We start from the raw sequence: 10929 nt of genomic DNA on the forward strand, positions 1-10929 counted from the left end.
ACACTCTGGAATAATGGGCCTCCGCTTTCGCAGAGGATGACGGCGGTGGGATTGAACGCGGTGGATGAAGGAACGTTCGGTCGAGAATAAAGGCCACCGACGCTCACGCCTTCCCCCGAAATTCTTCAGCGTCTCGGCGACCCAGTTCCGCCCTCCGCTCTCCCGGTTTGCCGCTGATTTAGCCCCGATGCCGCGTTTGGGGCGGCGTTTGCCCACACTACCGCCGGCCGCTCGGCGAGCTTTAGCTATATAAAGCTGTCTAAATGGAGACGGGGCGAATATGGCGATCGACTTCACCCTGACCAATGCACAGCGGCGGCTTCAGCGGGTCGCGCGCGAATTCGCGAACGACATTCTGGCGCCGCTGGTCCCTGCCGCCGATGAGGATCCCGATCCGCAGCGCGGCTTCCACGCCATCAAGGGCGCCTATGTCGAGAGCTACAAGCTCGGCTTCGCCACCGGCTTCATCCCGAAAAAGTACGGCGGCGGCGGCATCAGCAATGTCGATCTGCAGATCGTCGTCGAAGAACTGACCGCCATCGATCCTGGCTTCGCGACGATTCTGCTGGTGAACGGGCTGGCGCTGATGCCGCTGGTCTGGTTCGGCTCCGAAGCGCAGAAGCGCAAATGGCTGATCCCCGCCACCAGCGACCCACGCGCCGAATATCTCGCCGCCTGGACAGTGAGCGAACCGTCCGGCAGCCCGGGCGGCACCGCGAACTTCGACGGTGCGGCGCCCTACCCCGCCGGCATTGCGCTGACCGCCACCCACGACAAGAAGAACGGCGAGTACATCCTCAATGGCCGGAAATTCTGGCCCTGCAACGCAGGCGGCTGGGACCTGAAGGGCGCTGACGTCAACGTCTGCATCGTGCGCACGGCGCCGAAATCCGGCGGGACCGAGGGACTGAGCGCGATCATCGTGCCACGCGGAACCGCCGGCGTGCACTACGAGCAGCCGATCTCGAAGCTCGGACACCGTCTCAGCCAGAACAACTCGATCGTCTTCAAGGACTGCCGGGTCGCAGAGGAGAACGTGTTCGCGCTCGGTCAGGGGGATCTCGTGATCAACAAGGCGTTCACCTGGTCGGGCCCGGTGGCGGCGATCGCCGCCGTGGGGGTCGCGCGCTCGGCCTACGAATACGCGCTGAAATGGGCAAAGACCTACACCGGCGGCGGCGACCGGCCGATCATCCAGCATCAGGCCGTCGCCTACACGCTGGCAGAGGTCGCGATGAAGGTGGAAGCCTGCCGCGCCTTCGCCTGGAAGGCCGCGCATTACCACGATCAGAACAATGCCGACGGCCACGCCGTCGGGCCGATGGCAAAGGTGTTCTGCAGCGAGTTGCTGTTCGACGCGGTGTTCCAGGCGATGAAGGCGGTCGGCGTCAACGCGCTCGACAGAACCCACCCGCTGGAGCGCTATCTGCGCGAGGCCGCGGTCTTCCCGCTGTACGACGCCGGCAATATCGGCATGCAGATGCGGAAGATATGCACCGTGATGGCCGACCCGCGCTTCGACCCCCGCGCCATCGCCAATTCCGAACCGACACCGTTCTACAAGTTGCCGCCGTAGGCTGCATCGATCGGACGAGCGGGGACGCTCCGCGCCCTCAGGCCAGCGGCGTGAACTTGAACCGGCAGGCGTTGCCGCCGCGCTGCATGCAGTCCTGATGTTCGATCGGCGCGCCCATCAATCCCGACAAGAAGCCGAGATCGAACTGGCAGACTTCGATGTAGTCCTTCGACAGATCGTGAAAGACGCAGTTCTTGCATTCGATCCGCGGGATCTTCTCGCCCTTGCCCGGCGAAACCACCCGCGCGGCGAAGCCGGTCTCGTTCATGATCTTGACGATCTCCACGACCCGCTCGGTCCGGGTCTTGCCGACCAGCCGTGGAATCGCCGGCGCCGACATGTCGACACCGAGTTCGTACATGTAGGTTCCGAACCGCTCGGCGCCGATAGTCTTGCGGAGACTTTCGAACATCACCCGCGAGAACCACGAATAGCGCTTGGGGAACAGATCGATGCCGCTCTCCGTCAGAGTGTAGATGAAGCCGGGGCGGCCGCCGGTCTTGCGCGATGACGCCTGCTGCACATAGCCGGCGCGTTGCAGCCCGGCGAGATGCTGCTTCACCGCGCTTCGGGTGATTTCAAGCCCCGCGGCCAACTCGTCGATCATCAGCCCGGATTTGGCCTCCAGGAGCTTGGTCAGCAATCGCTGTTGGGTATCTCCAACTATCAACGTCGACTCTCCGATGACGCGTGCCTTGCTTCTGTCTAATCGATTGCAAACGACGCCGGTGCTGCAATTTCAGCCAAGCGCTGCCCCATTCTCTGCCAAACCTCTCGCTCGGGCGATCAGAAAATGGACTTTAGACACTTTTGACTGCCTAAAGTGTTTTCTTGTCGAAGGCAATTCCGGGCTCAGAATGGCAGCCACGGGATCGACGTTTCGCCGGGGATTTCGCTCTCGTCACTCAGCAGCGTCACTCACACAGGAGACCAGGATGGCGATCGATTTCACGATGTCCGCGGAGCAGCGGAAGATTCAGAAAATGGCGCGCGACTTCTCGGAAGGCGTTCTTGCACCGGTGATCCCCGCGGCCGACAAAGAGTCGGACCCGATGCTGGCCTATCAGAAGACCAAGTCGGCTTACGTCGCCGCCTACAAGGCCGGCATTGCGATGGCGATGCTGCCCAGCGCCTATGGCGGCGGCGGCCTGTCCTGCCTCGACTTCGTGATCGCCGCAGAAGAAATCTGCGCGGTCGACCCCGGTTTCGCCTGCACCGTGCTGTGCAACGGCCTCGGGCTGATGCCCGTGTCCTGGTACGGCAGCGAGGAACAGAAGAAGCGCTTCATCGGCGCTGCGACGTCAGACCCGACCGGCGAATATCTCAGCGCCTGGACCGCTGGCGAGCCGCCCGGCGGCACCGGCGGCACTGCGAATTTCGACAGTCCGCTGCCGCCCGCCGGCATCGGCCTCACTGCGGTGCGCGACGGCGATCACTACATCCTGAACGGCAGGAAGAAATGGTCGTCCTCGCCGGGCTGGGACGGGTTCGGCACCAACACGCAATGCGTGATCGTGCGCACCAATTCCAAGGTCGGCGGCACCGAGGGATTGTCGGCGATGGTGGTCGAGCGCGGCACGCCCGGTATCACATGGCAGTTCCTCAACAAGGAAGGCCACCGCACCACGTCCAACGCTCTGGTGACGTTCGAGAACGCCCGCGTGCCGGTGGATAATCTGCTGCCGGGCGCAGAAGGCAACGGCGATTTCGTCATCAACCGCAACTTCGCCTGGTCGGGGCCGGTCGCCGCCATCGCAGCGGTCGGCGTCGCGCGCGCCGCCTACGAGGATGCGCTCAAATTCGCCAAGTCCAACACCGCCGGGTCGCTGACGCCGATCATCCGGTTCCAGAACGTCGGCTACATTCTCGGCGACGTCGCCGCCAAGATCGAGTCGGCCCGCTACTTCTCCTGGCGCGCCGCCGACTATCTCGACAAGCACGAGCAGCACGCGGAGTTGCTCGGCGCAATGTGCAAGATCAACGTCACCGAAGCGATGTTCGAATGCGTGTTCAAGTGCATGCAGGTGGTCGGCGTCAACAGCCTGAGCACCGAGCACAAATTCGGCAAGTATCTGCGAGAGGCTTCGGTGCTGCCGATCTACGACGGCGGCAACATGGGCATGCAGCGCCGCCGCGTCCATGGCGTCATCGCGCATCCGGATTTCGATCCGCGTGCGCCGATGGACGACAGCTTCGTCAAGTTCGAGAAGTCGATGGAGTCGATCGGCACCGTCGCCGATTACGACAAGACCGCGCCGAGCCTGATGCAGGCCGCGGAGTAGCAGCGGCTACCGGCAGGCTTGTCGGAACTCCGATCGGTCAGAGATGTCCGGCCCTGCGCCGGACATCTTCACGCGCGATCGGCGCGATGCGGATCATCACATCCGCGCCGGCGCTTACGCCTTGCCGCCGGAATTCTTCCGCGTCTCGGCGACCCAGCTCCGGGCGCCGATCGCCATGATGCCGCTGTCGTTGAGCAGCGTCACCAGCTTGAAGCCGAGGGCGATGTTGCGGGCGGCGCCTTCCGGGCCGGAACAGTGGATGCCCGGATACAGGCCGCGCTTGTCGCATTCCTTGAGCAGCTTGTCGTAGATCTTCAGGATCTCCGGCTCGTCGCGGTCGAGCTTCGGCACCAGGCCGTAGGAGAAGCCGAGATCGCTGGGCCCGATATACACGCCGGCAATGCCTTCGACGTCGAGGATCGCTTCCATGTTCTCGACCGCGGTGCGGGTCTCGATCATCGGGATGCACAGCGTCTCGTCGTTCGCGGTCGCCTGATAATTGCCGGACGAGCCGTACAGCCCGGCACGGATCGGTCCGTTGCTGCGGGTGCCGCGCGGCGGGTACTTGCAATACTGGACGAAGTTTTCAGCTTCCTCCTTGGTATTCACCATCGGGCAGATCACCCCGTAGGCGCCGCCGTCCAGCACCTTGCCGATGATGCCCGGCTCGTTCCACGGCACCCGCACCATCGGCGTCACCGGATGCGCCTGCATCGCCTGGAAGCAGGTGACCATCGATTGATAGTCCTGCACGCCGTGCTGGATATCGACCGTGACGCTGTCGAACCCGCACTGTGCCATCACCTCGGCCGAGAACCCCGACGGAATCGCCAGCCAGCCATTGACCACGACTTTGCCGTCGGCCCAGAGTTGTTTCACCTTGTTTGCCATGTCGTTCCTCGAGCGTTGTGATGGACGATGTTGTAGTCGTTACTGTCATCGCCGGGCTCGACGCGCCTGCGGGGCCAAAGCCCCTTCGGCGCGGCGAAGGCACGGCGATCGCATCTTGCGAAGGACGGTGGATGCGCGGGTCGACCTCGCGCATGACGCCATGTCACCTAACCAAGCAGAACCCCTCATGGTGAGGAGGCGCGTAGCGCCGTCTCGAACCATGGGCTGCGTGGATAGCGTGCGCCGCGCGGCCCATCCTTCGAGACGCCGCGCTGCGCGCGGCTCCTCAGGATGAGGTCGTGCCGGTCGCAATCCATCACGCCGTCGCCGCCTGGATCGCCTGCTCGGACACGCCGACTTCGCGCGCCGTTGCCACGATCGCGGCCCAGGTGTCGTCGGGGAGCGGGACGCCGTTCTTGGTGCGCTCGGCACGCGTCCGCGTTTCCGGATCGCCGGGGATCAGAACCCGATCGACGCCGGCGATCGGCTTGGCGCTCTTGAAGTAATCGACGTAGCGCGTGACTTCGGCATCGAAGACGTGCGCCGGATCGATCCGTTTGGGATCGACGTAGATCGAGAACATGCCGTTGGCGAACGGCCGGTTCGGCCCGGTTGCGCCGTTGCCGGTGAGCGCGCCGCCGAGCAGTTCGCAGATCAGCGCGAGCCCGGAGCCCTTGTGCTCGCCGAAGGCGCGGATCGCGCCTTGTCCGTTGCCGTGATTGATCGGGCCGTCCTTCTCGTGCGGGCCGTACAGCGTCGCCGGGTCTTCGCTCAAACTCCCGTCAGGATTGATCAGCGCGCCTTGCGGCAGCTTCTTGCCGCCGCGCGCCGCGACCAGCACCTTGCCTTCGGCGACGATCGAGGTGGCCAGATCGAGCACCACCGGCGGCGCACCCGTCCGCGGAATGCCGACGCAATACGGCGCGGTCGATAGTCTGCGATCGACGCCGCCGAACGGCGCAACCAGGACCGAGCCCGCCGCAGTGACGAAATGGATCGACACCAGTCCTTCGGCCGCCGCCATCTCGGCCCAGTCGCCGATCCGGCCGATGTGTCCTGCGTTCTTCAGCGCGACCGCGGACAGCCCCTGTGTCTTGCATTTATCGATACCAATCCGCACCGCCTGCGGCCCGACGGTCTGGCCGTAGCCGAACTTGCCGTCGACCACCGCGAGCGACGGCAGATCGACCGGGACGTCGACGGTCTGGTCAGGATGCACCGCGCCGGCATTGCGCCAGCGGATGTACACCGGCACGCGGATGACGCCGTGGCTGTCATGGCCGGTGAGATTGGCGGTGGTGAGATAGGAGCCGATCCGCAGCGCCTCTTCCTTGGACGAGCCCGCGCGCTCGAACACCTGGGCGACGAAACCGATCAGCCGATCGACCGGCACCGTCACCATGCCGGCGCACTCCTGCGGCCAGCGGTCATGGGCTGCTGCATCATTCGTCGTCTCCTCCCCGTGCCGCGGACTTCGGCCGCGGTCGCTTTTTAGGAGCGCGAGTTGAGCGAAATTCGGCTTCGCTGTCCACCGCGCTTCCGGCATGGTGCACCGGCATCGCCATCAGACTCGCCTCCAGCGCGCGCAGCAGGTCCTGCAGCTCGGCGAGCCGATCGCCACCGGTCCGCCGTGTGATCTCGGCATAGATCGCTTCCGAAAACGGCGCGACAGTTTCGATCAGCTTCAGCCCCTTGGCGGTGATCGACATCATACTGCGCCGTTGATCGTCCTTGGCTGGCTTGCGCGCCACCAGCTTGCGCGCTTCCAGATCACGCAGCATCCGCGACAGGCTGGGGCCGAGCAGGAAGGCGCGCTCCGCCAGCTCTGTCACCTCGAGCGATTCGACCGCCGTGAGGGCCCGCAAAATCCGCCATTGCTGCTCGCTGAGCCCGTGCGCGCGCAGCAGCGGCCGGAAGTGCCGCATCACCGCCTCGCGGCCGCGCAGCAGCAGCATCGGCAGCGAGCGCGAGAACTCGCGCATCGGCGCTTTGCTTCGGCAAGATTCCTCCCCGACGTTGCGGGGCGTATCGCGCCGACGCAATCCAGCTTTGGATCGCACCGCTGGATCGCCTCGCTTCGCGCGCAATGACGGTGGCGGAGATTTTTGCATCGCAACAGGAGCGGTTTCGGTTTGAGCGCGATCATTTAACATGTTAATCATCTGCCGCGCGACGGTTTTGTTGAACGAACCGCGCCGGGATGAAACGATTTTCGCTGGAGCGACGATGGCGCTTTCGAACGACGACATCCGCGCGGCGGCCGAACGGCTCGATCGCGCCGAACGAACCAAGGTCCAGATCCGCCAGTTGTCGCTCGATCATCCGGCGATCACGATCACCGATGCCTATGCGATCCAAGGCGCCTGGATCGAGATCAAGCTCGCCGCCGGCCGCCGCGTGCGCGGCCACAAGATCGGGCTGACGTCGAAGGCGATGCAGAGCCAGCTCGGCATCGGTGAGCCCGACAGCGGCATTCTGCTCGACGACATGTTTTTCGATGACGGCGGCATCGTGCCGACCGATCGCTTCATCGCGACGCGGATCGAAGCCGAGCTCGCCTTTGTCATCAAGCATCGCCTCGCCGGCCCGCATTGCACGATCTTCGACGTGCTGAACGCCACCGACTTCGTGGTGCCGGCGCTCGAAATCCTCGATACGAGGGTGCAGCGGGTCGATCCGGAGACCAAGGCGACGCGCAAGATCTATGACACCATCGCCGATAACGCCGCAAATGCCGGCATCGTGCTCGGCGGCCGGCCGATCCGCCCGCTCGACACGGATCTCCGCTGGATCGGCGCGCTCGCGACCAAGAACGGCCAGCTCGAAGAGACCGGCCTCGCCGCCGGCGTGCTCAACCATCCGGCGACCGCGGTCGCGTGGCTGGCCAACAAGATCGCGCCGCAGGGGCTGGCGCTGGAGCCCGGCCAGATCGTGCTGGCCGGCTCGTTCATCCGCGCGATCGAAACCACGAAGGGTGATACGATCCAGGCCGACTTCGGGCCCTACGGCACCGTGAGTTGTTACTTCGGGTGACGCGCCGAAGCGAGGGACACATGCCGCATTTCACCATCGAATATTCCGCCAATCTCGACGACAAGGTGGACATGGCCGAGATCGTCGAACTGGTTCGCACGACCGCGATCGAGACCGGAATCTTTCCGGTCGGCGGCATCCGCGTCCGCGCGATTCGTTGCGAGACTTACGCGATCGCCGACGGCCGGCCGGGCTTCAGTTTTCTCGCGATGCTGCTGCGCCTCGGCGAGGGCCGCGACCTCGCCGCCCGCAAGCGCGCCGGCGACCACATCTTCGCCCAGCTCTCGCACTATCTCGATCCGCTGTTCGGCGACGAGGGCTTCGCGCTGTCGTTCGACATGCAAGTCAACGACAAGGAGACGAGCTGGAAGCGCAACTCGATCCACGACCTCCTGATCGCCGAGGCCCGCCATGGCTGATGCCGCTACGCCCCCTTCCGGATTCCAGGCCAATCTCGACCGCGCCGCACCGCTGCTGAAGCAACTCAAGGCCGATGGCATCGGCCATCTGATTGGCGGCGAAATCGTTGCGGCCTCATCCGGCGAGGTGTTCGAGACGGCCTCGCCGATCGACAATGCGGTGCTGGCGCAAGTGGCGCGCGGCACGGCGGCGGACATCGACCGCGCCGCAAAGGCCGCCAAGGCCGCGTTTCCGGCGTGGCGCGACATGGCGCCGGCCAAGCGGCGCAAACTGCTGCACAGGATCGCCGATGCGATCGAGGCACGCGCCGACGACATCGCCGTGCTGGAGTGCATCGACACCGGTCAGGCGCATCGCTTCATGGCCAAGGCGGCGGTGCGCGCCGCCGAGAATTTCCGCTTCTTTGCCGACAAATGCGCCGAGGCGCGCGATGGGCTGAACACGCCGAGCGACGAGCACTGGAACGTCTCGACGCGGGTGCCGATCGGACCGGTGGGCGTGATCACCCCGTGGAATACGCCGTTCATGCTGTCGACCTGGAAGATCGCCCCCGCGCTCGCGGCCGGCTGCACCGTGGTGCACAAGCCGGCCGAGTGGTCGCCGGTGACGGCCGACATGCTGGCGCGGATCTGCAAGGACGCCGGCCTGCCGGACGGCGTGCTCAATACCGTGCACGGCTTTGGCGAAGAGGCCGGCAAGGCGCTGACCGAACATCCCGCCATCAAGGCGATCGCCTTCGTCGGCGAAACCGCGACCGGCGCCGCGATCATGGCGCAGGGCGCACCGACGCTGAAGCGGGTGCACTTCGAACTCGGCGGCAAGAACCCGGTGATCGTGTTCGACGATGCCGATCTCGACCGCGCGCTCGATGCCGTGGTGTTCATGATCTACTCGCTCAACGGCGAGCGCTGCACCTCGTCCAGCCGGCTGCTGGTGCAAGCGTCGATTGCCGATCAGTTCATCGAAAAGCTCGCGGCGCGCGTGCGTGCGCTGAGAGTCGGCCACCCGCTCGATCCGACCACCGAAGTCGGCCCGCTGATCCATCAGCGCCATCTCGACAAGGTCTGCTCCTATGCCGACGTCGCCCGGAAGGACGGCGCAACCATCGCGGTCGGCGGCGCGCCTTACGACGGCCCCGGCGGCGGCCACTATGTGCAGCCGACGCTGGTGACGAATGCCCGCAGCGACATGCAGGTGGCGCAGGACGAGGTGTTCGGCCCGTTCCTCACGGTAATCCCGTTCAAGGACGAAGCCGAGGCGGTTCAAATCGCCAACGACGTCCGCTACGGCCTCACCGGCTATGTCTGGACCGGCGACATGGGCCGCGCGCTGCGCGTCGCCGATGCGCTCGAAGCCGGCATGATCTGGCTGAACTCGGAAAACGTCCGCCATCTGCCGACGCCGTTCGGCGGCATGAAGCAATCCGGCATCGGCCGCGACGGCGGCGACTACTCGTTCGAGTTCTACATGGAGACCAAGCACGTCTCGCTGGCCCGCGGCACCCACAAGATTCAGAAGCTGGGGGCGGTATGATGAACGCTTTCTCCCCGAGTCATTCCGGGGCGCTCGCGAACGCGAGCGAACCCGGAATCTCGCTACGAGCACAGCTCATGTCCACGATCTCGGGATTCCGGGTTCGCGCCTGACGGCACGCCCCGGAGTGACGTTGCAGAACTAACATCCAGTACTGGGGACCTCGCCGATGCCCGCTCCGCAACACGTGTTCGATCCGCCGTTCAATATCGTCCGCGCCAGTCATGTGGTGCTGGACGTCGTCGATCTGGACAAGAGCGTCGCGTTTTACGACCAGATCATCGGCCTTCATGTCGAGGACCGCGATGATGCGACCGCTTACTTAAGGGGAAGCGAGGAGCATCAGCACCACTCGCTGGTAGTGCGGAAAGCCGATGCGCCGGCCGCGGCGCGGCTCGGATTCAAGGTCGGCACCGAGGACGATCTCGACAAGGCCGGCAGCTTCTTCGCCGAGAACGGGCTGATCTACAGCTTCGTCGACCGCCCTTATCAGGGCCGAACCCTGCACGTCACCGATCCGTTCGGCTACCGGCTCGAACTGTACGCGACGATGGAAAAGCGGCCGCATCTGCTGCGCCGCTACGAGCGCTACAAGGGCTGCCATCCGCAGCGGCTCGACCATTTCAACGTTTTCGCGGCCGAGACCCAGGATACGGTCGACTTCTATGCCCGGCTCGGCTTCCGTCTCACCGAATACGCCGAGGAAGACGGCGAAGGCGGGCGCATCGCCGCAGCGTGGATGCACCGCAAGGGCAACGTTCACGACTTCGCGCTGACCAACGGCCGCGGGCCGCGGCTGCACCATTTCGCCTATTGGGTGCCCGGTCCGCTCAACATCATCCACCTCTGCGACGTGATGGCATCGAGCGGGCTCGCTCTCGAACGCGGCCCCGGCCGGCACGGCATCTCCAACGCGTTCTTCCTTTATGTCCGCGATCCAGACGGCCACCGCATCGAGCTGTATTGCAGCGACTACCAGACCATGGACCACGACCACGAGCCGCTGCGCTGGTCGCTGCGCGACCCGCGCCGCCAGACGCTATGGGGGGCGCCCGCCCCGCGCTCCTGGTTCGAACAAGGCTCGCCGTTCCTCGGCCAGGAGGTCCGCGAGCCGGCCTTCGTAGCCGATGTGGTGATTGCGGATTGAAAACGAGGCGCCGAATGTACCCCTCCCCCTTGCGGGGAGGGTCGGCC

The 10929-nt window shown here is 65.1% G+C and carries 10 protein-coding genes; 6 read left to right on the top strand and 4 right to left on the bottom strand.

The window, feature by feature from the left end:
- Window positions 1-280 precede the first annotated feature (280 nt).
- Window positions 281-1576, top strand: a complete 1296-nt coding sequence (locus DY468_RS10750) for an acyl-CoA dehydrogenase family protein (protein WP_164604806.1) — start codon at window positions 281-283, stop codon at window positions 1574-1576.
- Between the two features lie 37 nt (window positions 1577-1613).
- Here DY468_RS10750 and DY468_RS10755 read toward each other — a convergent pair whose 3' ends face one another.
- A complete protein-coding gene (locus tag DY468_RS10755) occupies window positions 1614-2219 on the bottom strand; it encodes a helix-turn-helix transcriptional regulator (RefSeq protein WP_230766071.1) in 606 nt (201 codons plus the stop codon).
- A 292-nt stretch (window positions 2220-2511) separates the two neighbouring features.
- Between DY468_RS10755 and DY468_RS10760 the strand changes: the two genes are divergently transcribed.
- Window positions 2512-3858 (top strand): acyl-CoA dehydrogenase family protein, encoded by a 1347-nt coding sequence (locus DY468_RS10760; RefSeq protein ID WP_164604808.1) that lies wholly within the window; start codon window positions 2512-2514, stop codon window positions 3856-3858.
- A 114-nt stretch (window positions 3859-3972) separates the two neighbouring features.
- Here DY468_RS10760 and DY468_RS10765 read toward each other — a convergent pair whose 3' ends face one another.
- The 3 genes from DY468_RS10765 to hpaR all read right to left on the bottom strand — a co-directional run bounded on the left by DY468_RS10765 (window position 3973) and on the right by hpaR (window position 6998).
- Entirely contained in the window at window positions 3973-4749 is a 777-nt protein-coding gene (locus DY468_RS10765) for an HpcH/HpaI aldolase family protein (RefSeq protein WP_104512650.1), read from the bottom strand.
- A 316-nt stretch (window positions 4750-5065) separates the two neighbouring features.
- Window positions 5066-6151: a malate/lactate/ureidoglycolate dehydrogenase gene (locus tag DY468_RS10770; RefSeq protein WP_164604809.1), complete on the bottom strand. Its 1086-nt coding sequence runs from the start codon at window positions 6149-6151 to the stop codon at window positions 5066-5068.
- A 40-nt stretch (window positions 6152-6191) separates the two neighbouring features.
- Window positions 6192-6998 carry a homoprotocatechuate degradation operon regulator HpaR gene (hpaR, locus tag DY468_RS10775; RefSeq protein ID WP_502706221.1) on the bottom strand — a complete coding sequence of 269 codons (807 nt, stop codon included), beginning with the start codon at window positions 6996-6998 and terminating at the stop codon, window positions 6192-6194.
- Here hpaR and hpaH point away from each other — a divergent pair.
- From hpaH to hpaD, 4 genes are all read left to right on the top strand, one after another.
- Complete coding sequence (hpaH, locus tag DY468_RS10780) at window positions 6976-7782, top strand: 2-oxo-hept-4-ene-1,7-dioate hydratase (protein ID WP_164604810.1); 807 nt, start codon at window positions 6976-6978, stop codon at window positions 7780-7782. The genes hpaR and hpaH overlap by 23 nt on opposite strands.
- Before the next feature lie 20 nt (window positions 7783-7802).
- Window positions 7803-8201 carry a 5-carboxymethyl-2-hydroxymuconate Delta-isomerase gene (locus DY468_RS10785; RefSeq protein WP_164604811.1) on the top strand — a complete coding sequence of 133 codons (399 nt, stop codon included), beginning with the start codon at window positions 7803-7805 and terminating at the stop codon, window positions 8199-8201.
- Complete coding sequence (hpaE, locus tag DY468_RS10790) at window positions 8194-9735, top strand: 5-carboxymethyl-2-hydroxymuconate semialdehyde dehydrogenase (RefSeq protein WP_164604812.1); 1542 nt, start codon at window positions 8194-8196, stop codon at window positions 9733-9735. Before DY468_RS10785 ends, hpaE begins: the two co-directional genes overlap by 8 nt.
- Window positions 9736-9904: 169 nt before the next feature.
- Window positions 9905-10882, top strand: coding sequence for a 3,4-dihydroxyphenylacetate 2,3-dioxygenase (gene hpaD, locus DY468_RS10795; RefSeq protein WP_164604813.1), 978 nt, complete (start codon window positions 9905-9907; stop codon window positions 10880-10882).
- Window positions 10883-10929: the final 47 nt, after the last annotated feature.

It is taken from the genome of Rhodopseudomonas sp. BR0M22 (assembly GCF_010907035.1).
In the GTDB taxonomy this organism is placed as follows: domain Bacteria; phylum Pseudomonadota; class Alphaproteobacteria; order Rhizobiales; family Xanthobacteraceae; genus Rhodopseudomonas.